The following is a 23,641-nucleotide window of genomic DNA, read 5'->3' as shown; positions in this document are numbered from 1 at the left end:
CTCCCTTTCCTGTTGTTGTCTGTAGCTGTCGTGCGCGCCAGTAGAGCGGCTTGCACAGGAACGGGCCTCGTCCATGCGGACGAGGCCTGCCTCAGCCGGAGACCTTGAGCACCTGCTTGCACCGGGCGCGCCCCTGCTGGAGACGCTCGTGGGCTTCGGCGACCTCGGCCAGGGGCAACAGCTCGATGGCCGGCGGGCGTACCCGCTCCGCCGCCAGCAGGCTGGCGATACGCCCCAGGCACTCGCCGCTGGGCATGCGGCTGTAGGCCACGGCTGTACGCAGCCCCCGACGCGCCGCTTCGGCGTGGTCGGGGCCGCTGTCCCCCGGCATCAGGGTGAGGATGGCGACCAGGATGCCGCCCGGGTGCAAGAGGTCGAGGCCGCCGGGAAGGCTGCCGCTGCCGATGCAGTCGAGCACGAGGTCGACACCATCGGGCGCCCATTGGCGCAAGGCGCCGTGGATGTCCTCCGCGCGGTAGTCGATCGCGATCTCGGCGCCCCTGGCCCGCGCCTGGTCGGCGTTACCGGCGCTGCACGTGGTGGCGATGCGCGCCCCCGCAACACGAGCGAGCTGGATGGCAAAGCCACCCACCGCGCTAGCGCCGCCGTGGATCAGCACGCGTTGCCCGGGCACCAGGCCGCCCTCATCGAACAGGCCGGACCAGGCCGCCAGGGCCGGGGTCGGGACGGCTGCGGCGGCAGGGAAGTCCAGGTTGTCCGGAATGGGCACCAGGGAGGCCCGGGACACGCAGGCGTACTCGGCGTAGGAGCCCCATTTGCCCGCGCCGACATCGCTCTGGCCGAAGACACGGGTGCCCAGGGCCAGGTCTTCGATGCCCTCGCCCAGGGCTTCGACCGTACCGGCCAGGTCGAAGCCGGGCACGAAGGGGAAACGGTAGGCGAAGAAGGCGCCGAGGTAGCCCTCACGGCACTTCCAGTCCGCCGGGTTGACCCCGGCGCAGGCCACTCGAACCCGGACTTGGCCGGGGCCGGGACGCGGTGTTTCGACGTCCTTGAGTTGCAGAACCTCGGCTCCGCCGAGTCGTTCCATGACGATTGCGCGCATGCAGGTATCCCTGTTCAGTGGTCTGGATAGAGGGTCGCTCGCCCGAGCAGGCTGGTCTGCTGGGGGCAGAAGGCATGGGCGATGGCATCCACCGCCCAATCCGGGCAATCGGGGTCGAACCAGCGGTCTACCCAGGCCCAGTGGTAGGGGTGCGCGAGGTACTCGCCCAGCAGGTCGTCGGCGCGGGTGAATTCCTGCTGCCAGACGTGGGTCCAGCGCCCCGGGGTCGAAACCCGGGCCAGTTGCCAGTTGCGGATACCGAGGATGTAGTCGGGCATCCGCAGCAGGTCCCGCTCCAGGGCTTCGCGCTGCGCCACGCTCGCCTGCTGGCGAACATGCAGCAGCAAGGTGCGCCAGATGCCACCCTCCAGGCCCGGTTCTCGCAATCCACCGCCAATGCGCCGGTACGCCAGGCGTTCGAAATGGGCGATGCCGGGCAGCCGGCCGAGCAGGGCATCCAGGTTGGCGGGGGCCGCACCGGCGAACAGCAGGTCGAGCGTGCAGTCGGCCGCCCCCCAGCTGCCGGGCAGGTTGCGGCCGAAGCTGAGGTGCAGGAGGCCGGGCACGCCCTGCAAGCACTCGCGCAGTCGGAGTTCGAACAGTGCGGGGTCGGTCCCGTCGGAGAGGTTCAGCTGCAGCGACTCACTGGACATGAGGCGCCTCCAGGGGCTGTTCAGCCGGGCCGAGCACATGCCGTCGACGGCCGCTGCCGGCCTCCTCCACCCGCTCCCAGAAGGCCCTGACCTCGGCGCCCGCAGCGCCACGCATGGCGTAGTAGGCCGCGACATCGGCCACGCTCCAGAGCAGCCAGAGGGTGTTGAGCTGCCCGGGCACTTGCACGGGCGGCGATACCCAACGCTGCTTCAGGGTCAGCCCGCGGGCGGCGCACGCCGGCAGGTAGCCCGTCTCCAGCGCATCCAGCACCGGGCCGATCCGCCCGGGGTCGAGCGGAATCTCATCGAGTATGAGGATCATCGTCCAATGCTCCTGATGGTCATGTCGCCCCGCAGTTAAGCGGTGCAGCGACCCGGGGCCATCGTCCGATCAGACGATGCCGGGAAATGCAGGCGCCGCAGAATCCGATGCAGCGCGTTCGCTGCGATGGCTTGCCTGAGCCACCGGCAGCCCTCGAGAACCCCCGACGGGAGAACAAGAAGATGAGTACGTTGCACCGCATCGAAACCAAGCCCCTGGAACCCCGCTACGCACGGGGCTGGCACTGCCTGGGCCTGGCCTCCACCTACCGCGACGGCAAGGCCCACCGCCTGGATGTGTTCGGCACCCGCCTGGTGGCCTTCGCCGGGGACGATGGGCAGATCCGCATCCTCGACGGCTATTGCCCGCACATGGGCGCGGACCTGAGCCAGGGTTGCGTGGAGGGCGACGCCATCCGCTGCCCCTTCCATGAATGGCGCTGGCGCGCCGACGGCGTGTGCGACGACATCCCCTACGCCAAGCGCATTCCACCCCGCGCGAAGATCAAGGCCTGGCCGGTGTGCGAGCAGAACAGGCTGCTGTTCGTCTGGAACGACCCGGAAGGCAACCCGCCCATCGCCGAGCAGGCCATCCCGCGCATCGAGGCCTGCTTCGACGAGGCCTGGGCCGAATGGGAAGTGGCGGAACTGAAGATCGACACCCACTGCCGCGAGCTGATCGACAACGTGTCGGACATGGCGCACTTCGACGCGGTGCACGGCACCGACCTCAACCACTTCAGCAACACCTTCGAGCGGCACATGGCGGTGCAGGTGATGCGCGGCAGCAGTGCGCGGCTGTCCGGCGACAGCGAGCTGACCACGGTGGCCACCTACTACGGCCCGGCCTACCAGATCACGGAGATGACCGGAGCGATGGACGGCGTGCCCATCCATTCGATCCTGCTCAATTGCCATGTACCGATCGACCTGAACAGTTTCACCCTGCGCTACGGGGTGCTGGTGAAGAAGGTGCCGGGCCTCACCGAGGAGCAGAACCGCGAGATGGCCAGGGCCTACGTGAAGCAGGCCCAGGACGCCTTCTACGAGGACGTGGCCATCTGGCACAGCAAGACCCGTGTCGACAACCCGCTGCTGTGCGACGGCGATGGCCCGGTCTATCAGCTGCGCAAGTGGTACGAGCAGTTCTACACCAATATCGCCGACCTGCCCGGCAACCTCGCCGAACCCCGCTCCTTCGTCGTACTGGACATCACCGAAACCGCATAAGCGCGTTACCGGCTGGCTCGCCTCCTTCTTACAGAAGGAGACGAATCTGCCTTGCTGAAATAACCCTCCAGCCGGTAAGAATCCCCCTACAAAAATAAAAACTTGGTTCAGACATGGCACACACACTCACGCTCGATGAATTCAGCGGGATGCTCGGCGACCTCTACCAGGGGCCACTCGAAGACATTCCGTGGGCCACTTTCCTCAACCAGTTGAACCAGTACCTGCAAAGCAAATACGTGACCTTCATCCTGCGGCCGCCGAGCGAGCACGCGGAGGGCCTGATAGTGAACACCACGGGCAGCTCCTCGGAGGTGACCGCGTCCTACAACAAGCACTTCTTCGCCCTCGACCCCTTCGTCGACCTGCCCAATCGCCAGGTGGTCACCACGGGCGAGTTCCTTTCGCGCCAGGCGTGGGAGGAGTCGGAGTTCTTCAAGAGCTTCCTGGAGCCGGTGGGGGTGTTCCACATCCTCGGCGCCGACATCCGTACCTGCGACGGTGCCCAGTGCCGCATCCGCGTCAGCCGCGGGCGCGAGGACCCGGAGTTCAACGAGGGCGACAAGGCGCTGCTCGCGCACTTCGTCCCGCACCTGGAGCGCTCGATCAAGCTGCACATGCAGCTCAACCGCATCGAAACCGAGCGCAACCTCTATGCCGGCGCGGTGGACCAGCTGGCGGTGGGCACCATCATCCTCGACGAGGACGGCAAGGTGCTGCAGACCAACCGCGTGGCCGAACGCCTGCTGCGGGACAAGGACGGCCTCAAGCTGGTCAACGACGGGCTGCAGGTGGGCAGCCCGCGCGACACCCAGGAGTACCGCCGCCTGGTGAAGCAGGCGCTGCAGTCGCAGAAGCACAACATGCCATCGGTGGTGGAGGCGTTGCGGGTGCAGCGCCCGTCGGGCAAGGCGGACCTGGGCATCATCGTCCGCTCGGTGCCGCTCTCGGCCTGGAACGAGGGCAAGCAATGCCCCTCGGTGGTGATCTTCATCAGCGACCCGGAGCAGGAATCCAGCGCACCCCAGGAGATCGTCAAGGCCCTGTTCGACCTGACCCCGGCCGAGGCACAGCTGGCCATGCTGCTGGCCAACGGCCTGACCCTCGACGAAGCCTCGGAAGCCCTGGGCATCAGCCGCAACACCGCGCGGGCACACCTGCGTTCGACCTTTTCCAAGACCGGGGTGACCCGCCAGACCATGCTGGTGCGCTTGATCCTGAGGAGTGTGGCGACCTTGGGGTGAAGGGGCGGCGCGTGATGGGTTTCGCTTCGCTCTACGCCATCCTACGCAACCGTCGGCACGCTGGGGCTCGGCGCTAGTCCGTCCGGACGATGCCCTTGTGCCCCTGCGGGGTGAGGCTGTGGTCGATCCTTTATGGGAAACCTGCCATGCGTCGCCCACCCACCATCCTCAAGACCGAATTGCTGGCCCGCAGCGCGTGGTTCCAGATCGAGGCGTTGCACCTGGAATTCAGCAACGGCCAGCGGCGGGTCTATGAGCGCTTGCGCGGTTCCGGCTACCAGTCGGTGCTGGTGGTGGCCCTGCCCGCCCCACAGCACGTGCTGCTGGTGCGCGAGTACGCGGTGGGGGTGGAGGCGCGGGTGCTGGGGCTGCCCAAGGGCGGCGTGGAGCCGGGCGAGACCTGCCTGCAGGCGGCCAATCGCGAGCTGATGGAGGAGGTCGGCCTGCGTGCCGGGCGCCTGCGTGAGCTGGGCACCCTGAGCCTGGCGCCCGGGCACCTGTGCCACAGCTGCACCGTGGTGCTGGCCGAGGACCTGCAGCCCGCCACTGCCGAGGGCGATGAGCCGGAGCCCCTGGAGCAGGTGCGGGTGCCGCTGGCGGGCGTCGCCGGGCTGGTGGCCAGCGGCGAGCTGCACGAGGCGCGAGCGATCGCGGCACTGTTCATGGCCCTGGCGAGCCTCTAGTCCGTCCGGACGAGGCGATGTATCTCGGGGCGCCCTAGGGTGGGCAGCACAACAAAAGCGGCGTCCAACCTCACCGGGGAACGACCATGACAACAAGAACGAAGCTGTGCCTGACCCTGCTCGCCTGCGCCCTGGGCGCCGCCTACATCGGCCTGCTACAGAGCCCCCTGCTGACGCCCCTGGCCGGGGTCAACCCGTGCCAGGCGCAGATCCATTCCTGTTACCGCCCGACGCTGCGCTTCTAGCCCGCGACCGATTGCCGCGCTTTGCGCAGGGCACATTGGTGCCCCGCCAGAAACCACGCATCTTGCGGGCCAGACGGCCATCGCACGCCATCTGATACGGTTTTTACCCATTCACCTGAATCTGTTTCCAGTATCAGCCTCTCCCTATAGTCCGCCTCGCCGTCATAGCCCAAAAGGCCAGCATCATGAGCGAGATGATTCCCGTCAGGCAGGTAGAGGTCGTCCAACCGAGTCGCCCCGCCGCCGCCAGCAAGTCCCTTTACGCCTCCAGTGCCCCCATCCATACCCGCAGTTTCACCGGGCGGTTCCGCAACTTCCGCCTGCTCGGCGCGGGGCTGTTGTGCCTGTTGTTCTTCGGCACCCTCTGGTTCGACTGGGATGGCCGCCAGGCCGTGCTCTGGAGCCTGGAGGACAGCAAGTTCTACATCTTCGGCGCGACCTTCTGGCCGCAGGATTTCATCCTGCTCTCGGGGCTGCTGATCATCTGCGCCTTCGGGCTGTTCTTCATCACGGTGTTCGCCGGGCGCGTGTGGTGCGGCTACAGCTGCCCACAGAGCGTGTGGACCTGGATGTTCATGTGGGTCGAGCAGCGCACCCAGGGCGATCGCAACCAGCGCATCAAGCTGGCCGCCGCGCCCTGGGGCGTGGAGAAGGTGGCGCGCAACGTCGCCAAGCACGGCCTGTGGCTCGCCATCAGCCTGGCGACGGCGGTGACCTTCGTCGGTTACTTCACCCCGGTGCGCGAACTGGCCACCGAGCTGGTGACCTTCCAGGCCGGCGGCATCTCGCTGTTCTGGGTGCTGTTCTTCACCGCCGCCACCTACGTCAACGCCGGCTGGATGCGCGAGCAGGTGTGCATCCACATGTGCCCCTACGCGCGCTTCCAGAGCGTGATGTTCGACAAGGACACGCTGATCGTTTCCTACGACGCCGCCCGGGGCGAGTCCCGTGGGGCACGCAAGAAGGGCAGCGATCCGAAGGCCCAGGGCCTGGGTGATTGCATCGATTGCACGGTGTGCGTGCAGGTCTGCCCCACCGGCATCGACATCCGCGACGGCCTGCAGATCGCCTGCATCGGCTGCGCGGCCTGCGTGGACGCCTGTGATTCGGTGATGGACAAGATGGGCTACGCCCGAGGCCTGGTGGGCTACAGCTCGGAACGCGCCCTGGAGGGCGGCCACACCCATCTGCTGCGGCCACGCCTGATCGGCTACGCCACGGCCCTGGTGCTGATGATCGGTGCGTTCGGCTGGCTGCTGGCCTCGCGTTCGGAAATCTCCCTGGACGTGATCAAGGACCGCGGCATGTTCCGCGAGAATGCCGCCGGCGAGATCGAGAACATCTACAACCTGAAGCTGATCAACAAGACCCAGGTCGGCCATCGCTACCGCCTGGAGCTGGCCGAGGGCGAGGGCCTGCGCCTGCAGGCACCGGCGGAGGTGAGCATCGAGGCCGGCGAGATCCTCGAGCTGCCGGTCTCGGTGGCGCAGGAGGACGACACCCTGGGTGGCGGCTCCCGCGAGCTGGTGTTCCGCATCACCAGCCTGGAGGGCGATACGGCGACCGCCACCGCCGACAGCACCTTCGTCAGCCCGAGGCGCTGAGCATGGATGGCGCAGCTGGCGGCGTCCCGACGCAGCGCTTAGAGTGGGCGGCCCAGGCCGCCCACCCGCAGGACAAGATGAAGCGCTACGAGAAATTCGCCGACGAGATCGCCGAGCTGATCCGTACCGGCGTGCTCGCCCCGGGGGAGAAGGTGCCCTCGGTGCGGCATGCCAGCCGCACCTACGGCGTCAGCGCCTCCACCGTGTTCCAGGCCTACTACCTGCTGGAAAGCCGTGGCCTGATCATGGCCCGCGCACGCTCCGGCTACTTCGTCTGCCAGCACGTGCAGCGCCCGCTGCGCGAGCCCGAGGTGGCCAGCCGCGAGGCCGCCACCACCGAGGTGGACGTCAGCGAGCTGGTGTTCTCGGTGCTCAGCTCCATCAAGGACCCGGACACCGTGCCCTTCGGCTCGGCCTTCCCCAGCCCGGAGCTGTTCCCCCTGCAACGCCTGGCGCGTTCCATGTCCCACGCGGTGCGGGAGATGGACCCGCGCTCCACCGTCGCCGACATGACGCCCGGCAACCACGCCCTGCGCCGGCAGATCGCCCTGCGCTACATGGTCGGCGGCCTGCCGCTGCCCATCGAGGAGCTGGTGATCACCAACGGCGCGCTGGAGGCACTCAACCTCTGCCTGCAGGTGGTGACCCGCCCGGGCGACCTGGTGGCCATCGAGTCGCCGGCCTTCTACGCCAGCCTGCAGGTGCTGGAACGGCTCAAGCTGAAGGCGGTGGAGATCCCCGTGCACCCGCGCGAGGGCATCGACCTGGAAGTGCTGGAGCGCAGCCTCGAACAGTTGCCGATCAAGGCCTGCTGGTTCATGAGCAACTTCCACAACCCGCTGGGGGCGAGCCTGACCGAAGCGCGCAAGCGACGCCTGGCGGAACTGCTCAAGCAATACCAGGTGCCGATGATCGAGGACGACGTCTATGCCGAGCTGTACTTCGGCCAGCAGGCGCCCAAGCCGGTGAAGGCCTTCGACAGCGAGGGCCTGGTGATGCACTGCAGTTCGTTCTCCAAGAGCCTGGCACCGGGCTACCGGGTCGGCTGGGTGTCCGGGGGGCGCTATGCCGGGGAGATCGAGCGGCTGAAGCTGATGACCAGCATCTCCGCCTCGGTCCCGGCCCAGGCGGCCATCGCCGACTACCTGCAGCACGGCGGCTACGACCGCCACCTGCGGCGCCTGCGCTACGCCCTGGAAAGCCAGCAGAACGCGATGCTCGCCGCAGTCGCCCGCCATTTGCCGGAGCAGACCCGGGTGAGCCGTCCGGACGGGGGCTACTTCCTCTGGCTGGAATTCCCCGAGCAGGTGGACTCGCTGCGCCTGTTCCAGCTGGCGCTCGCCCAGGGCATCAGCATCGCGCCGGGGCCGATCTTCTCGGCGACCCGGAGTTTCAGCAATTGCGCACGCCTGAACTACGGCCACCCCTGGACGACACGCAGCGAACAGGCGATGGAAACGCTCGGACGCATCATCCGCAGCCTCTGAACATGCACCAGGGACGTGCACGGCGAGTGCAACGAAAGTTGAACTCGTCGTGCCTTCGGCTTTCTATTCGATAGAGCTTCTGGTGAGTTTCCCTATATACTTCGCCGCCCCTCCGAAGTTATCCGGCTTAGTTGCGCAAAGGCGCGATGCGCCTGGCTCTCGGTGGTGCATGAAAGCCGACCGGGATGGTCGCTGAAGAAAATGGAACGGCCGTCCGGCCCAAGTCCATGACAGGCGAAAGTTGCAGAAGGCCCCCGCGCCCTCCATCGCCGGAAACTCAAGACCCATTATTCAGACCAAGCGGATCAATACGTGACGAAAGACGAACTGCGCGCCGAACTCGAGCGCCAGGAAAAACGTTACAAGGATGTTTACGGCGGCGAAGTGACCACTTATGCCGCGCAGCCCGAACCCGAACGCAAACCCTGGCGCAAGCGCCCCACCTACCAGGACCAGGCCTTCGAGCGCGAAATCCAGAAAATCGAGAAAGAACTCGGCCAGGACAGCTGAAACGATTTCGAACAATGCCCTGCATGGCCCTGATTTACTGGGCTGCGCTGCCGTGACGCAGTGGTAACCGATACCGATCAGCGGTCGGACGCTGGGCGCGGGCCGGTTTTCTGGCATAATTCGCGCCCCCTAACCAGCCTGTCACTAAACCTTCATGTTCGATCTCTTCAGCGGGCTTGATGCCTGGCTGGTGCTGAGCCTGTTGCTCGCCCTGGCATTCGTCCTGACCTTCGAGTTCATCAACGGTTTCCATGACACCGCCAACGCGGTGGCCACGGTCATCTACACCAAGGCCATGTCGCCCTACCGCGCGGTGGTCCTCTCCGGCATCTTCAACTTCCTCGGCGTGCTGCTGGGCGGCGTCGGCGTCGCCTACGCCATCGTCCACCTGCTGCCGGTGGAGCTGCTGATCAACGTCAACACCGGCCACGGCCTGGCCATGGTGTTCTCGCTGCTGGCAGCGGCCATCACCTGGAACCTCGGCACCTGGTACTTCGGTATCCCGGCCTCCAGTTCGCACACCCTGATCGGTTCGATCCTCGGCGTCGGCCTGGCCAACGCGCTGATCAGCGACCTGCCGCTGGGCGAAGGCGTGAACTGGGGCAAGGCCATCGATATCGGCCTGTCGCTGATCTTCTCGCCGGCCGCCGGCTTCATGGTCGCGGCATTGCTGCTGCTGTCGCTGAAGTGGCTGTACCCGGCGTCGAAGATGCACAAGACCCCGGAGACCCGCAAGGAAGTCGACGACAAGAAGCACCCGCCCTTCTGGAACCGCCTGGTCCTGGTGCTTTCGGCCATGGCCGTGAGCTTCGTGCACGGCTCCAACGATGGCCAGAAAGGTATCGGCCTGATCATGCTGGTGCTGATCGGCATCGTGCCGGCCAAGTTCGTGCTCGACCTGAACAGCACCACCTATCAGATCGAACGCACCCGTGACGCGGCCACCCACCTGAGCCAGTTCTACCAGCGCCACAACGACACCCTCGGTGAGATGCTGGCCCTGGGCAAGGCCACCCCCAGCGAGATGCCGCAGGCGTTCCGTTGCGATCCCAAGCAGACCGAAGCGACCATCGATGGCCTGCTGACCAACCTCAAGGGCGTCGCCAGCTACGCCGACATGAGCGAGGAAACCCGCGTCGAGACCCGCCGCTACCTGCTCTGCCTGGACGACACCGCGAAGAAGGTGGGCAAGCTTTCCGACCTGCCGGCCCGCGAGAAGGCGGACCTGGAGAAGCTGCGCAAGGACCTGACCGCCACCACCGAATACGCGCCCTTCTGGGTGATCATCGCGGTGGCCCTGGCCCTCGGCATCGGCACCATGGTCGGCTGGAAGCGCGTGGTACTCACCGTCGGCGAGAAGATCGGCAAGCAGGGCATGAGCTATGCCCAGGGCATGAGCGCGCAGATCACCGCCGCCGCCGCCATCGGCCTGGCCAACATCTACAGCCTGCCGGTTTCCACCACCCACGTGCTGTCCTCCGGCGTGGCCGGCACCATGGTCGCCAACAAGAGCGGCCTGCAGGGCGGCACCGTGCGCAACATCCTGCTGGCCTGGGTGCTGACCCTGCCCACCTCCATGGCCCTGGCCGCTGGGCTGTTCTGGATCTCGACCAAGCTTTTCGTCTGATCCCCCCGCTATAAGAAAGGGCGCCTACGGGCGCCCTTTTCGTTGCGGTGTCCCCCGGGTTGGCGGGCACTAGCGGCGTTTGCCCCCCAGCAGCGATCCCATCAGGCCGCGCACCAGTTGGCGGCCCAGCTGGTTGGCCGCCTGGCGCACGGCGGTCTTCATCGCCTGGCTGGCGAGACTGCCCAGGAGTTCGCCAGCGGCACCGGCGAACCCCGGGTCCGGATCGGCGGGCCCGGCCTTGCCCTTGGCCTCGGGAGCGACCGGTGCCTCGGCGGCGCGGGCGCTGAGGATCTCGTAGGCGGACTCACGGTCGATCGGCTTGTCGTAGCGCCCGGCCTGGGGCGAGCTGCGCACCCGCTCGGCGCGCTCGGTCTCGCTGAGCGGCCCGATGCGCGACTGCGGTGGCGCGATGGCGACGCGCTGCACCATGGCCGGCGTGCCCTTTTCCTCCAGCGTGCTCACCAGCGCTTCGCCGATGCCCAGCTCGGTGAGCACGCTGAGGCTGTCGAAGGCCGGGTTGGGACGAAAGCCGTCGGCGACCGCGCGCAGGGATTTCTGCTCCTTGGCGGTGAAGGCGCGCAAGCCGTGCTGGATGCGCAGGCCGAGCTGGGCCAGCACCTCGTCGGGCAGGTCGCCAGGGGACTGGGTGACGAAATAGACGCCAACGCCCTTGGAGCGGATCAGCCTCACCACCTGCTCCAGGCGTTCCTGCAGGGCCCGGGGCGTGTCGTTGAACAGCAGGTGCGCCTCGTCGAAGAACAGTGCCAGCACCGGTTGCTCGGCGTCGCCGCGCTCGGGCAGCTGCTCGAACAGTTCGGCCAGCAGCCAGAGCAGGAAGGTGGCGTAGACCTTCGGCGCCTCGTGCACCAGGCGGCTGGCATCGAGCAGGTGGATGCGGCCACGACCGTCGCGGTCGGGGTGGAGGATGTCTTCCAGTTGCAGCGCCGGCTCGCCGAACAGGGCATCGGCGCCCTGCTGCTCCAGGGTCGCCAGGCGCCGCAGCAGTGCCTGGGCGGAGGCACCGGCGAACAGGGCGCGGTCCTCGCCGAGCAGTTCGGGGTGTTCGCGCAGGTGGTTGAGCAGCGCCTTCAGGTCCTTGAGGTCGAGCAGCAGCAGGCCCTCGCGGTCGGCCACCTGGAAGGCGGCGTAGAGCGCGGCCTGCTGGCTGTCGGTGAGTTCCAGCAGGTTGCCCAGCAGCAGCGGGCCCATTTCGCTGAGGGTGGTGCGCAGCGGGTGGCCGCTCTTGCCGGCAACGTCCCAGAGCGTCACCGGGTAGGCCTTGCTCTGGTGTTCGAGCCAGGGCATCGAGGCGATGCGTTCGGCGATCTTGCCCTGGGGCTCGCCAGCGGCACCGAGGCCGCACAAGTCGCCCTTGATGTCGGCCGCGAAGACCGCCACGCCCGCATCGCTGAAGGCTTCGGCGAGGCGTTGCAGGGTCACTGTCTTGCCGGTTCCGGTGGCGCCCGCGACCAGGCCGTGGCGGTTGGCCAGGCGCAACGCCTGGGTGATCGGCTGACCGGAGGGGTCAGCGCCAAGAATTATCGATCTGGATGCAGGCATCTCGCCATCCTCAAGCTTTACTGGTTCTTTACCGACACAGTGTTCAACGCCGGATCCGTTCATAAAAAACCGGTGGCCCGCCAAGACTGGTACCTGCCTCAATCGGACGCAAGAAGACATGACCAAGAACCTGAAGTTCAGCCACAAGATCCTGCTGGCAGCCTCTCTGGTAGTGATAGCGGCGTTCTCGCTCTTCACGCTCTACAACGACTACTTGCAACGGAATGCGATCCGCGAGGATCTTGAAAGCTACCTCAGGGAAATGGGGGACGTGACCGCCAGCAACATCCAGAACTGGCTTTCGGGCCGCATCCTGCTGGTGGAGAACGTCGCGCAGAACATCGCCCGGCATGCCGAGGCCGAGTCCGTGACCTCGCTGCTGGAGCAGAAGGTGCTGGCCTCGACCTTCGCCTTCACCTACCTGGGCAGCTCGGACGGCTCCTTCACCATGCGCCCGGACAGCGCCATGCCGGAAGGCTACGACCCACGTACCCGCCCCTGGTACAAGGACGCGATGGCCGCCGGCGGAACCACGCTGACCGAGCCCTATATCGATGCCGCCACCAGCGCGCTGATCATGACCATCGCCACCCCCGCCGGGGACAAGGGCGTGGTCGGCGGCGACCTGAGCCTGGATACGCTGCAGCAGATCGTCAATTCGCTGGATTTCCAGGGCATGGGCTACGCCTTCCTGGTCAGCGAGGACGGCACCATCCTGGTCCACCCCAACAAGGACCTGGTGATGAAGAAGCTGGCGGATCTCTACCCGCAGAACACCCCGCGCATCAGCACCGATTTCTCCGAGGCCGAGCTGGACGGCGAGGCACGCATCCTCACCTTCGCCCCGATCAAGGGCCTGCCGACGGTGAAGTGGTACATCGGCCTGTCCATCGACAAGGCCGAGGCGTTCTCGATGCTGCGTGAGTTCCGCACCTCGGCGATCATCGTCACGGTCGTGGCCGTCGTGATCATCATCGCCCTGCTGGGCATGCTGATCCGCGTGCTGATGCAGCCGCTGCTGCTGATGGGCCGCGCCATGCAGGACATCGCCCAGGGCGAAGGCGACCTGACCCGCCGCCTGGAGGTGCATTCCCAGGACGAGTTCGGCGAGCTGGCCCAGTCCTTCAACCGGTTCGTCGAGCGCATCCACGCCTCCATCCGCGAGGTTTCCGCCACCACGCGCCAGGTCAACGAAGTGGCCAAGCTGGTGCTGTCGGCCTCCAACTCGTCGATGAGCAACTCCGACGAGCAGGCCCAGCGCACCAACAGCGTCGCTGCGGCGATCAACGAGCTGGGCGCCGCCGCCCAGGAGATCGCCCGCAACGCCGCCGATGCCTCGCACCAGGCGTCCGATGCGCGCAACCAGTCCGAGGACGGCCGCCAGGTGGTGGAGAAGACCATCGTGGCGATGAGCGACCTGTCCGGGAAGATCCGCGCCTCGTGCGGCAACATCGAGACGCTGAACAGCAAGACGGTGAACATCGGGCAGATCCTCGAGGTCATCAAGGGCATCTCCGAGCAGACCAACCTGCTGGCGCTCAACGCCGCCATCGAAGCCGCCCGTGCCGGTGAAGCCGGCCGGGGCTTCGCGGTGGTGGCGGACGAGGTGCGCAACCTCGCCCACCGCACCCAGGAGTCGGCGCAGGAAATCCAGAAGATGATCGAGGAGCTGCAGGTGGGCGCGCGCGAGGCGGTCAACACCATGACCGAGAGCCAGCGCTACAGCGAGGAGAGCGTGACCATCGCCAACCTCGCCGGCGAGCGCCTCTCCAGCGTGACCCAGCGCATCGGCGAGATCGACGGGATGAACCAGTCCGTGGCCACCGCGACCGAGGAACAGACCTCGGTGGTGGAGTCGCTGAACATGGACATCAACGAGATCAACATGCTCAACCAGGAAGGCGTGGAGAACCTCCAGGCCACCCTGCGCGCCTGCGCCGACCTGGAGCAGCAGGCTGCCCGGTTGAAGCACCTGGTGGACAGTTTCCGCATCTGAACCGCGCGGGCATGAAAAAGGCGCCTCAAGGCGCCTTTTTCGTTTCGTCGGCTTCGTCCTGGATCTGCTTCCAGAGGGCCTCGGCATCCGGGAAGTCGGTGCCGTCCTCCTCGTCCAGCGCCTCGGGGTCATAGCGCCGCACGCATCCCTCGCCGAGGGTGGGCGGGGCTTTCGATGTCGCGCGGTCGAGAGGGTCGGACATGCTCAAGCTCCTAGGTCGGGCGGCCGGCATCGTGCTGGGCGAAGGCCTTGATCGCGCGCAAGGCGTCACGACGGCTGAGCACGCCCACCAGCACACCGCCTTCCACGACCGGCAAGGCCTCATGCTGCTCGCGCAGCAAGCGCTGGCAGACATCGACCACGTCCTCGTCCGGGGAAACGCTCCCCGGCTGCGCCTGCATGCACGCGCCCACCACGCCCCCTACGGCATCGTAGTAGGCACCGGAAAGGATGCCGCGCAGGCAGTCGGACTCGGACAGCATGCCTAGCAGGTGGCCCTGGCCGTCGACCACCGGGGCACTGCTCAGGCGGTGCTCCAGCAAGCGCTCGATGGCCAGGAACAGGTCGGTGTCCGGCCGGAAGCTCACCTGGTGATGGGTCATGTAGTCACGAACCTGGACGGACTTGAGCATGGGATCGTTCCTTGTTCCTGTTACGCGATCAGTCGAAGACGACGGTCTTGTTGTCGTGCACCAGCACGCGGTCTTCCAGGTGGTAGCGCAGGCCGCGGGCCAGGACCAGCTTCTCCACGTCCTTGCCGAGGCGCACCAGGTCCTCGATGTTGTCGCGGTGGCTGATGCGCACCACGTCCTGTTCGATGATCGGGCCGGCGTCCAGCTCCTCGGTGACGTAGTGGCAGGTCGCACCGATCAGCTTCACGCCACGCAGGGATGCCTGGTGGTAAGGCTTGGCACCGATGAACGAGGGCAGGAAGCTGTGATGGATGTTGATCACCTGGTGACGGTACTTCTGGCACAGGTCCGGCGGGATGATCTGCATGTAGCGCGCCAGCACCACGTTGTCGGCCTTGTGCTCGTCGATCAGGCGCGAGACCTGCTCGAAGGCCGGCTGCTTGTTCTTCGGGTCCACCGGCACGTGGAAGTACGGGATGCCGTGCCATTCGACCATGCTGCGCAGGTCGTCGTGGTTGGCGATCACGCAGGGGATCTCGCAATCCAGCTCGCCGCTGTGCCAGCGGTGCAGCAGGTCGGCCAGGCAGTGGGACTCGCGACTGGCCATCAGCACGACGCGCTTCTTGACGGCGGAGTCGGTGATGCGCCACTCCATGGAGAACTCACGGGCGATGGGCGCGAAGGCCTGGCGGAAACCCTCCAGGTCGAAGGGCAGCGAATCGGCGCGAATCTCGTGGCGCATGAAGAACCATCCACTCTGTGTGTCGGAGTGATGGCTCGCCTCGGTAATCCAGCCGTTATAAGTAGCCAGGAAATTACTGACCTTGGCTACGATGCCAACGCCGTCCGGACAGGCGATCACCAGACGAAATGTGCGCATGGGGGAAACTCCAGATACTTCGCAAAGGCGGCCATTCTATCCACACACCGTGAAAACTTCAGCTGCCCCGTGAACTTCCCGTCACCGCATGCTCCCCATCGTCCCAACTCGGAGGGCGGCCCCGATGCACGCAAGTTCCAACCTCCGGATCGATCGATTCGGACAGTGCGCATTAATTCAAACAACGGCCTGTCGGGAAAATAATCCCGACAAAACTTTTCCCGCTGTTTACTTGTATTAGCGCGCTGACTATTATCCCTGACATTCAAGTCACCGCCGCCAACACCATTTTCACCAAGGGACTCAGACATGTCGCTGATCAACGAATACCGCGCCACCGAAGAAGCCATCAAAGAACTGCAAGAGCGCCTGAAGAACCTGTCGCAAGACGACAAGCTGAAGAAAGAGCTGGAGTTCGAAGGCAAACTGCGCACCCTGATGGGCGAATACCAGAAGTCCCTGCGCGATATCATCGCCCTGCTCGATCCGGACTCCAAAACTTCCAAGGCCCCGCGTGTTGCCGCCAAGACCACTGGCAGCAAACGCGCCCGCAAGGTCAAGCAATACAAGAACCCGCACACCGGCGAAGTTATCGAAACCAAAGGCGGCAACCACAAGACACTGAAAGAGTGGAAAGCCAAGTGGGGCGCCGACACCGTTGAAAGCTGGGCCACCCTGCTGGGCTAATTGCCAACGGAACGAAAAACGCCAGCGAAAGCTGGCGTTTTTTATTGTCCGGAATAACCCCTTGTTGCAAAGGGGCATCCCTTCATAGCCGGTAGCGCTGGCGCAATACGGCGGCGTGTTCCGCCCAGGCCTGGAGTATCGCCGACTGGGCGGGCGTGGCGCCCGCGCTCAGCTCCTGCACGGCCTGATCGAACGCCGCCAGGGTAGTGGGCGCGCCCAGGGCCGGATCAACCAGCCGGTTTCTGCAGAATGCCGTCCATTGTTCCTGTTCCGCAGGTGACAAAGTGTCCGGGAAGTTTCGAGCGCGGTAACGGAAGAGCAACTCCGGTAAACGCACATCATCGAATGGCCAGGGTTCACGCGCCAGGCGAAGCGGTTCGGCATTTCGCACTTGCTCGCAGAGTCGCCTGTCGCGATCACCAATAAAACCGTCATAGAGTTGCTGCTCCGGATCTTCGGTTCCGGGAAAGGCGTCCTCCGCGTAAATGACCGGTAACTTGTCCTGCCACTGCGTGCGCAACTCGGCAAGTTGTCGCGCCGTTTCCTGAATCCCCGCCAAGTCCACTTGCAGGCGCTGCTGGTCCGCCGCCCGCAGGACACTAAGCGGGGCCACTACCGGGCAACGATTGATATGCACGAGTTTCAACGGCACCGGCACTTCGCCCTCCGCCAATTCATCGCGCCTTGTATAGAGGCGACGTCGCAGAGTTTCCGCATCGAGGTTCAGCAGCGGCGATACATCCGATAACAGGTCGCAGACTATCAATGCATTGCGGTTCTTCGGATGCCAGGCGAGCGGCATTACCACGGAGAAGTAATGCCGTGCCGCCGAAAAACGACCGGATATATGCACCAGCGGCTGCAGCAGGCGGATCTGCTCCTGCACCTTGTGCTTGCTGCGCAACTGGAAGAGGAAGTCGTACAACCTCGGCTGCCGGTCCCGCACCAGGCGCGCCAGGGCGATGGTGGCGCGCACATCGGAAAGGGCGTCGTGGGCCTGGCCATGGTCGATGCCGTTGGCGGCGGTCAGGCGTTCGAGGCGCAGCGACACACGCCCCTCCTCGGTCGGCCACTCGATGCCTTCCGGGCGCAGGGCGTAGGCGGTACGCAAGGTGTCGATGAGGTCCCAGCGGCTGTTGCCGCCCTGCCACTCCCGCGCATAGGGGTCGTGGAAGTTGCGGTAGAAGCTGTAGCGGGTCATCTCGTCGTCGAAACGCAGGGTGTTGTAGCCCGCGCCGCAGGTGCCCGGTCGCGACAACTCGGCGTGCACGCGGGTGATGAACTCGCCTTCGTCCAGCCCCTTTTCGCGCAGGGTCTGCGGAAGGATCCCGGTGACCAGACAGGCGCCCGGGTGGGGAAGAATGTCGTCGCTGAGCCGGCAATAGAGATTCAGCGGCTGCTCGATCTCGTTGAGCGCCTCGTCCGTGCGGATGCCCGCCACCTGGATGGGGCGGTCGCAACGCGGATTGATGCCGGTGGTTTCGTAGTCGTACCAGAAGATGCTGGAAGTCACGCTGCCTCCTATGGCCAAGGGGCCGGAGTCTATCACCCGGACGGCCGGGGCCGGCGCCCGCCAATTCGCCAAACAGTGACGCAGCCGATTGAATTCGTCCTGCCGAAACCAGAAAATATCGCGCTCGCGCCATGCCCGCCCCGGGCCTGAGCCTCCTGCACCGACTCACAAGGAAGCGACCATGCAAGGCACCCCCGAAAACCCCTATTCCGCGCCCCAGAGCGCCCTGGTCGAAACAGTCGACAGCGGCGAACTGAGCATCGAGGCCGCCCTGGCCCGTGGCTACGACTTCAATATCGGCGATGTGATCAGCGAGTCCTGGCAGCGGGTCAAGGGCTCCAAGGGCATGATCGTCTGCGGCATGATCGTCTACGGTGTCGCCAGCCAGGTCCTGGCCACACTGCTCGGCCTGGTCCTGGGCTTCATCGGCGGCATGGCCGGTGAACTCGCCGCCACGGTGCTTTCCTTCATCGGCGGCGTCATCGGCTCCGGCCTCTGCGCCACGGTTCTCGGCGGCATCTACCTGCTGGGCATCCGCCAGGCGGCCGGCCAGCCGCTGAACTTCAACGAGCTGTTCAGCAACTTCAACCTGTTCGTACCGCTGTTCATCCTCAATATCCTGATGGCGGTGCTGATCTACATCGGCTTCCTGCTGCTGCTCATCCCCGGCTTCTACCTGGCCATCGCCTATATGCTCGCCCTGCCCCTGGCGATGGAGCGCAAGCTGTCGCCCTGGGAAGCCCTGGAAGCCTCGCGCAAGGCCATCACCCAGCGCTGGTTCAAGGTCTTCGGCCTGATGCTGGTGCTGTCGCTGATCATGTTGCTCAGCATGATCCCGCTGGGCATCGGCCTGATCTGGACCTTCCCGATGTTCATCATCGCGGTCGGCATCCTCTACCGCACCATCTTCGGCGTGCGGCCCCCGCCGCAGTGATCCGCTTAGTGCCGACCCGCCACCGGCGGGTCGGTTGCCTCGCCAAGTGATGCTCCGCTAGCATCGTGCTTTCCCCAACGCAGTCGACCCATGACATCGACGTCCCGCACCACCAGCCCATATGGAAATGAGCAGGGTCAGTCCGCCCCCCTGGACACCCGCTACCAGGTGGAAACGCCCGAGGGCATCGACCTCGTGCTGCGCCCCGCCAGCCTCCTGCCCCGCGCCCTCGCCTACACGGTGGACCTGCTGATCCGCGGCATCCTGCTGCTGGTGCTGTATTCGGTGTTCCTGCTGCTCGGGCAGTTCGGCATGGGCCTGGGGCTGATCGTCACCTTCCTCGTCACCTGGTGGTACATGGTGCTGTTCGAGGTGCTCAACCAGGGCCGTTCGCCGGGCAAGCACCTGATGGGGCTGCGCGTGGTCCACGACGACGGCACGCCGGTGGGCTGGTCCTCCTCCTTGGTGCGCAACCTGCTGCGCTTCGTCGACATCCTGCCGTTCGGCTATGCCCTGGGCATCCTCAGCACACTGATGCACCCCGCCTTCAAGCGCCTCGGCGACCTCGCCGCCGGCACCCTGGTGGTGTACCGCGAGGACAAGCCCTCGCGCCCGCAACTGCCGGACGCCGAGCCACAACGCGCGCCCTTCATCCTGAGCCTCGCCGAGCAGCGCGCCATCCTCGGCTACGCCGAACGCCAGGCCGGCCTCTCCAGCGGTCGCCGCGCCGAGCTCGCGGGCATCCTCGCCGAGCCGCTGGAGGTCCCGGCCGAACAGGCCGAGGCCCGCCTCAACGGCATCGCCAGGAGCCTACTGGGAAGTCCATGAAACAGAGCCTGTTCGAACGTCGCCACCAGGCCGACTGGGAACGCTTCGGCGCCCAGCTCGAGGCCCTGGAGCGCGGCAAGGCCGACGCCAAGTCCTGCGAGGGCTTCGCCGCCGATTACCGCCACCTCTGCCAGCAACTGGCGCTGGCCCAAGAGCGTGGCTACAGCAGCCACCTGATCGACCAGCTGCAGCAACTGGCCATGCGCGGCCACCAGCAGTTCTACCGCCACCGCAGCCACCTCGGCGCGCAGATCCTCGGCTTCGTCCTCGGCGGTTTCCCGCGCCTGGTCCGCGAGCAGTGGCGCAGCATCCTCATCGCCAGCCTGCTGTTCTACGTCAGCCTGGCGGTGATGGGCGTGCTGGTGCACCAATTCCCAGACCTCGTCTACAGCGTGGTGCCGCCGGACCAGGTGGCCGAGATGGAATCCATGTACGAGCCCGACGCCCATCGCATCGGCGCCAGCGAACGCGACTCCGGCGACGACTGGATGATGTTCGGCCACTACATCATGAACAACATCGGCATCGCCTTTCAGACCTATGCCAGCGGCCTGCTCTTCGGACTCGGCAGCCTGTTCTTCCTGTTCTTCAACGGCCTGATGATCGGCGCCGTCGCCGGGCACCTGACCCAGGTCGGCTATGGAGAGACCTTCTGGTCCTTCGTCATCGGCCATGGCGCCTTCGAGCTCACCGCCATCACCTTCGCCGGTGCCGCCGGGCTGCAGCTGGGCTGGTCGCTGCTCGCCCCCGGGCGGATGACCCGCGCCGAATCCCTGCGCCTGGCCGCCACCCACAGCGTCAAGCTGATCGCCGGCGCCATGCTCATGCTGCTGATCGCCGCCTTCATCGAGGCCTACTGGTCGTCCATGACCTTCACCACGCCCAAGGTGAAGTACATCGTGGGCGCGGGCCTGTGGCTGCTGGTGGGCAGCTATTTCTGCTTCGCCGGTCGGAGTCGCCATGCGCCTGACTGATGCCAGCGTCGCCATCCGCCCGCGCAGTGCCTGGGAAGCCATGGACCTCGGCGTGCTGCTCGCCCGGCGCCACATGGGCCTGCTCATGGCCAGCTGGGCGCTGATCACCCTGCCGGTGTTCCTCCTGCTCAGCCTGCTGCTGTGGAACTACTCCGGCTGGGCGATGTTCGTCTTCTGGCTGCTCAAGCCCGCCTTCGAGCGGCTGCCGCTGTACATCCTCTCCCGCGCGCTGTTCGGCGACACGCCGACGCTCAAGGAGGCGCTCAAGGCCTACCCGCGCCTGCTCAAGCCACAGCTGATCGCCAGCCTCACCTGGCGCCGCTTCAGCCCCACGCGCAGCTTCGACATGCCGGTGATGCAACTCGAAGGCCTCTCCGGCGCGGCCCGCAGCCAGCGCCTGGTGGTCCTCGGCCAGCGCGATGCCGGCGGCGCCACCTGGCTCACCGTCATCGGCATGCACCTGGAAACCGCCCTGTGGATGGGCCTGATCACCCTCCTCTACCTGATGCTGCCGCAGCAGGTGGTGGCCGACTGGGACTGGCAGAAACTGCTGCAGCAGGCCGAAGGCGACTGGGTGTGGATGGAGCACCTGTCCAACAGCCTGTACTTCTTCGTGCTGATGATCTGGGAACCGGTCTACGTCGCCTGCGGCTTCACCCTCTACCTGAACCGCCGCACCGCACTCGAAGCCTGGGACATCGAACTGGTGTTCCGCCGCCTGCGCCAGCGCCTGACCGGCCTCGCCTACGCCCTGGTGCTGGGCATGGGCGTGGTCCTGGCGACCGCCCTGCCCGCCCAGCCGGTGCTGGCCGCCGAAGGCGCCGGCAGCTGCCCGCTCCCGGTCGAAGACCCCAACGGCCCCGACGCCCCGCGCCTCACTCACCAGGAACTGAGCAGCCAGGCCGCCAGCGAGAGCATCGCCAAGCTGCTCGACGAGCCCCCCTTCGAGAACCGCGAGACGGTGACCCGCTGGCGCTTCCCCGACACCGACGCCAAGGACAAGAAGAAGGAAGAGCTTTCCAAGGAGGACGCGGAAAGCCTCACCAACTTCATCAAGGGCCTGTTCAAGCTGGCCGACCTCTGGAACAGCACCTCCTGGCTGGCGCTCATCATCAAGGTCGTGCTCTGGGGGCTGCTGATCAGCCTCCTCGCCCTGATCATCTGGCGCTACCGCGAGTGGCTCTCCACCTTCGTCGGCAGCATCGGCCTGCCCCAACGCAGGCGTCGCGAGGCGCCGTTGCAGCTGTTCGGCCTGGAAGTCGCCCCCGAGAGCCTGCCAGACGACGTCGCCAGCGAAGCCGAGCGGCTCTGGGCCGAGCACCCGCGCGAGGCCCTCGGCCTGCTCTACCGCGCGCTGCTCAGCCACCTGCTCCACGATTTCCGCCTGCCGCTCAAGGGCTCCCACACCGAAGGCGAAATGCTGCGCATGGTGCAGAACCTGCAGCGTGAAGAGCTGTCCCGCTTCGCCCAGGTCCTCACCCGTCACTGGCAGAACCTCGCCTATGGCCACCAGTTGCCGCCGGAGAGCCTCAAGCGCGGCCTCTGCGAGGGCTGGCGCCGCCTGATCGCCAAGGGAGCCAGCGCATGACCCGTCGCGGCGGCTTCATCTTCGGTGCCCTGATCGTCCTGTTGCTCGGCCTGTTCCTCATCTGGCTGCTGAACAAGATCGAGCCGTACCAGGAAACCCTTACCCACGGCCCCTCGCCCGAGGCGCGTTTCAACGACTACCTCGCCGCCGAGAGCTTCCTGCGCAAGCAGGGGCTCAGGGTCAGCCGCGCCGATGGCCTGGAGGTCCTCGCCGACCTGCCCGCCCCCGGCCATACCCTGCTGCTGCTCGCCGACCGCAGCCGCATGACCCCGCGGCAGGCCGATCGCGTGCTGGACTGGGCGGCCCACGGCGGCCACGTGCTGTTCGTCGCCGAAGCCCTGTACGACGAGGACGAAGGCGAGAGCGGCGACCTGCTGCTGGATCGCCTCGGCATCCAGCAGTTCGAGACCGAAGACCTCGACGAGGAAGACAGCGAGGACGCCCAGCAGAGCGAGGCGACCGAGGGCGAGGAAGACGCCGCCACCGAGGAGGACGCCCAGACCGACGCGGCCGAGGATGACCCGCAACAGGCCCAGGCCGAGGAAGAAGCCCCGGCCGAGGCCGACGCCGAGCCGGAGGAAGAAGACCGCTACCCCGAGCTGACCAAGCTCTACCTGGAGAACGAGGACGCGCCGGCGTACATCGACTTCGACACCGGCTTCCACCTCTACGACAGCGAAGACCGCGCCCATGCCTGGGCCAACAGCGCCAACGCCACCCACATGCTGCAGATGAATCATGGCGACGGCCTGATCACCGTGCTCACCGACAGCTGGATCTGGCAGAACCGCAACATCGTCAGCCACGACAACGCCTGGCTGCTCTGGTACCTGACCCAGGACACCGAGGTGACGCTGCTCTACAGGGCCGAACGCGACGACCTCCCGGCACTGCTCTGGCGCAACTTCCCCGAGGCCCTGGTGGCCCTGGCCCTGCTCATCGCCCTGGTGCTCTGGCACGTCGGTCGCCGCCAGGGGCCGCAACTGGCGCCTGCCAGCCGTTCGCGTCGCCAGCTGGAGGAACACCTGCGCGCCAGCGCCGACTTCCTCCTGCGCCGCAGTGGCAAGCACGTGCTGTTGCAGGGCCTGCAGCGCGACATCCTGCGCCGTGCGCGGCGCCGTCACCCCGGTTTCGAACGACTCGGCGTGGCCGAGCAGTGGCAGGTGCTCAGCCGCCTGACCCGCATGCCCACCGCCGCCATCAGCCAGGCCATGCGGCCGCTGCCCAAGCAGCGCCTCAGCGCCTCCGAATTCACCCGCCAGGTCGCCCACCTGCAAAGCCTCAGGAATGCCCTATGAGCGAACAGACGCCCGATCAGCCGATCAACGATGAAGCCGAAGGCCTGAACCTGGACCTTTCCGACGTCACCCCCGAAGCCC

General features: G+C 66.2%; 23 protein-coding genes and 1 pseudogene. 16 read left to right on the top strand and 8 right to left on the bottom strand.

What is annotated here, in order from left to right:
• Positions 1 to 91 precede the first annotated feature (91 nt).
• Genes DMX10_RS23700 through DMX10_RS23690 form a run of 3 tightly spaced genes read right to left on the bottom strand, consistent with a single transcriptional unit; the run spans position 92 to position 2,041 of the window.
• Positions 92 to 1,066: an NADP-dependent oxidoreductase gene (locus tag DMX10_RS23700; RefSeq protein WP_111263392.1), complete on the bottom strand. Its 975-nt coding sequence runs from the start codon at positions 1,064 to 1,066 to the stop codon at positions 92 to 94.
• A 14-nt stretch (positions 1,067 to 1,080) separates the two neighbouring features.
• Positions 1,081 to 1,719, bottom strand: coding sequence for a Dabb family protein (locus DMX10_RS23695; protein ID WP_111263391.1), 639 nt, complete (start codon positions 1,717 to 1,719; stop codon positions 1,081 to 1,083).
• Positions 1,709 to 2,041 (bottom strand): hypothetical protein, encoded by a 333-nt coding sequence (locus tag DMX10_RS23690; protein WP_111263390.1) that lies wholly within the window; start codon positions 2,039 to 2,041, stop codon positions 1,709 to 1,711. The genes DMX10_RS23695 and DMX10_RS23690 overlap by 11 nt, the downstream gene beginning before the upstream one ends.
• A gap of 182 nt (positions 2,042 to 2,223) precedes the next feature.
• On the opposite strand from DMX10_RS23690, the gene DMX10_RS23685 reads away from it, so the two are divergent.
• The 8 genes from DMX10_RS23685 to DMX10_RS23655 all read left to right on the top strand — a co-directional run bounded on the left by DMX10_RS23685 (position 2,224) and on the right by DMX10_RS23655 (position 10,670).
• A complete protein-coding gene (locus tag DMX10_RS23685; protein ID WP_111263389.1) occupies positions 2,224 to 3,270 on the top strand; it encodes a Rieske 2Fe-2S domain-containing protein in 1,047 nt (348 codons plus the stop codon).
• Between the two features lie 113 nt (positions 3,271 to 3,383).
• Positions 3,384 to 4,514 carry a helix-turn-helix transcriptional regulator gene (locus DMX10_RS23680; protein ID WP_111263388.1) on the top strand — a complete coding sequence of 377 codons (1,131 nt, stop codon included), beginning with the start codon at positions 3,384 to 3,386 and terminating at the stop codon, positions 4,512 to 4,514.
• A gap of 146 nt (positions 4,515 to 4,660) precedes the next feature.
• A complete protein-coding gene (nudE, locus tag DMX10_RS23675) occupies positions 4,661 to 5,197 on the top strand; it encodes an ADP compounds hydrolase NudE (RefSeq protein WP_111263387.1) in 537 nt (178 codons plus the stop codon).
• A gap of 86 nt (positions 5,198 to 5,283) precedes the next feature.
• A complete protein-coding gene (locus DMX10_RS32830) occupies positions 5,284 to 5,442 on the top strand; it encodes a hypothetical protein (protein WP_158545623.1) in 159 nt (52 codons plus the stop codon).
• A gap of 185 nt (positions 5,443 to 5,627) precedes the next feature.
• Entirely contained in the window at positions 5,628 to 7,046 is a 1,419-nt protein-coding gene (ccoG, locus tag DMX10_RS23670; RefSeq protein WP_111263386.1) for a cytochrome c oxidase accessory protein CcoG, read from the top strand.
• Between the two features lie 77 nt (positions 7,047 to 7,123).
• Positions 7,124 to 8,533: a GntR family transcriptional regulator MpaR gene (gene mapR / locus DMX10_RS23665; RefSeq protein WP_111263410.1), complete on the top strand. Its 1,410-nt coding sequence runs from the start codon at positions 7,124 to 7,126 to the stop codon at positions 8,531 to 8,533.
• A gap of 312 nt (positions 8,534 to 8,845) precedes the next feature.
• Positions 8,846 to 9,043: a hypothetical protein gene (locus DMX10_RS23660; protein ID WP_111263385.1), complete on the top strand. Its 198-nt coding sequence runs from the start codon at positions 8,846 to 8,848 to the stop codon at positions 9,041 to 9,043.
• A 154-nt stretch (positions 9,044 to 9,197) separates the two neighbouring features.
• The gene (locus DMX10_RS23655; protein WP_111263384.1) at positions 9,198 to 10,670 is read left to right on the top strand and encodes an inorganic phosphate transporter; all 1,473 of its coding nucleotides are present in this window, start codon (positions 9,198 to 9,200) and stop codon (positions 10,668 to 10,670) included.
• A gap of 69 nt (positions 10,671 to 10,739) precedes the next feature.
• Here DMX10_RS23655 and DMX10_RS23650 read toward each other — a convergent pair whose 3' ends face one another.
• Complete coding sequence (locus DMX10_RS23650) at positions 10,740 to 12,230, bottom strand: helicase HerA-like domain-containing protein (protein WP_111263383.1); 1,491 nt, start codon at positions 12,228 to 12,230, stop codon at positions 10,740 to 10,742.
• A gap of 118 nt (positions 12,231 to 12,348) precedes the next feature.
• On the opposite strand from DMX10_RS23650, the pseudogene DMX10_RS33730 reads away from it, so the two are divergent.
• Together DMX10_RS33730 and DMX10_RS33725 are read left to right on the top strand one after the other, a co-directional pair.
• Positions 12,349 to 13,371: pseudogene (locus tag DMX10_RS33730) on the top strand (cache domain-containing protein); the annotation flags it as partial.
• A gap of 90 nt (positions 13,372 to 13,461) precedes the next feature.
• Positions 13,462 to 14,226, top strand: coding sequence for a methyl-accepting chemotaxis protein (locus tag DMX10_RS33725; RefSeq protein WP_371921724.1), 765 nt, complete (start codon positions 13,462 to 13,464; stop codon positions 14,224 to 14,226).
• Positions 14,227 to 14,251: 25 nt separating this feature from the next.
• Here DMX10_RS33725 and DMX10_RS32995 read toward each other — a convergent pair whose 3' ends face one another.
• The 3 genes from DMX10_RS32995 to purU are packed head-to-tail and all read right to left on the bottom strand — an operon-like array spanning position 14,252 to position 15,738.
• Complete coding sequence (locus DMX10_RS32995) at positions 14,252 to 14,428, bottom strand: hypothetical protein (RefSeq protein ID WP_021218046.1); 177 nt, start codon at positions 14,426 to 14,428, stop codon at positions 14,252 to 14,254.
• 10 nt (positions 14,429 to 14,438) lie between these two features.
• Entirely contained in the window at positions 14,439 to 14,858 is a 420-nt protein-coding gene (locus DMX10_RS23640) for a CBS domain-containing protein (protein WP_111263381.1), read from the bottom strand.
• A 28-nt stretch (positions 14,859 to 14,886) separates the two neighbouring features.
• Positions 14,887 to 15,738, bottom strand: coding sequence for a formyltetrahydrofolate deformylase (gene purU, locus DMX10_RS23635; protein WP_111263380.1), 852 nt, complete (start codon positions 15,736 to 15,738; stop codon positions 14,887 to 14,889).
• A gap of 309 nt (positions 15,739 to 16,047) precedes the next feature.
• Between purU and mvaT the strand changes: the two genes are divergently transcribed.
• Positions 16,048 to 16,425, top strand: a complete 378-nt coding sequence (gene mvaT / locus DMX10_RS23630) for a histone-like nucleoid-structuring protein MvaT (RefSeq protein WP_111263379.1) — start codon at positions 16,048 to 16,050, stop codon at positions 16,423 to 16,425.
• 82 nt (positions 16,426 to 16,507) lie between these two features.
• Here the strand turns inward: mvaT and sbcB are convergent, their stop codons facing one another.
• Positions 16,508 to 17,938 carry an exodeoxyribonuclease I gene (gene sbcB / locus DMX10_RS23625; protein ID WP_111263378.1) on the bottom strand — a complete coding sequence of 477 codons (1,431 nt, stop codon included), beginning with the start codon at positions 17,936 to 17,938 and terminating at the stop codon, positions 16,508 to 16,510.
• Positions 17,939 to 18,119: 181 nt separating this feature from the next.
• Between sbcB and DMX10_RS23620 the strand changes: the two genes are divergently transcribed.
• The 5 genes from DMX10_RS23620 to DMX10_RS23600 all read left to right on the top strand — a co-directional run bounded on the left by DMX10_RS23620 (position 18,120) and on the right by DMX10_RS23600 (position 23,560).
• Positions 18,120 to 18,872, top strand: a complete 753-nt coding sequence (locus DMX10_RS23620; protein WP_111263377.1) for a hypothetical protein — start codon at positions 18,120 to 18,122, stop codon at positions 18,870 to 18,872.
• A gap of 90 nt (positions 18,873 to 18,962) precedes the next feature.
• Positions 18,963 to 19,700: an RDD family protein gene (locus DMX10_RS23615; protein WP_111263376.1), complete on the top strand. Its 738-nt coding sequence runs from the start codon at positions 18,963 to 18,965 to the stop codon at positions 19,698 to 19,700.
• A complete protein-coding gene (locus DMX10_RS23610) occupies positions 19,697 to 20,674 on the top strand; it encodes a stage II sporulation protein M (protein ID WP_111263375.1) in 978 nt (325 codons plus the stop codon). Before DMX10_RS23615 ends, DMX10_RS23610 begins: the two co-directional genes overlap by 4 nt.
• Complete coding sequence (locus DMX10_RS23605) at positions 20,661 to 22,262, top strand: DUF4129 domain-containing protein (RefSeq protein ID WP_111263374.1); 1,602 nt, start codon at positions 20,661 to 20,663, stop codon at positions 22,260 to 22,262. The genes DMX10_RS23610 and DMX10_RS23605 overlap by 14 nt, the downstream gene beginning before the upstream one ends.
• Positions 22,259 to 23,560, top strand: coding sequence for a DUF4350 domain-containing protein (locus DMX10_RS23600; RefSeq protein ID WP_111263373.1), 1,302 nt, complete (start codon positions 22,259 to 22,261; stop codon positions 23,558 to 23,560). The genes DMX10_RS23605 and DMX10_RS23600 overlap by 4 nt, the downstream gene beginning before the upstream one ends.
• Positions 23,561 to 23,641 lie beyond the last annotated feature (81 nt).

It is taken from the genome of Pseudomonas sp. 57B-090624 (assembly GCF_003234055.1).
GTDB lineage: Bacteria > Pseudomonadota > Gammaproteobacteria > Pseudomonadales > Pseudomonadaceae > Metapseudomonas > Metapseudomonas tohonis.
Note: the sequence above shows the minus strand (reverse complement) of the source record. Positions and strands in the feature narration are given on the sequence as shown.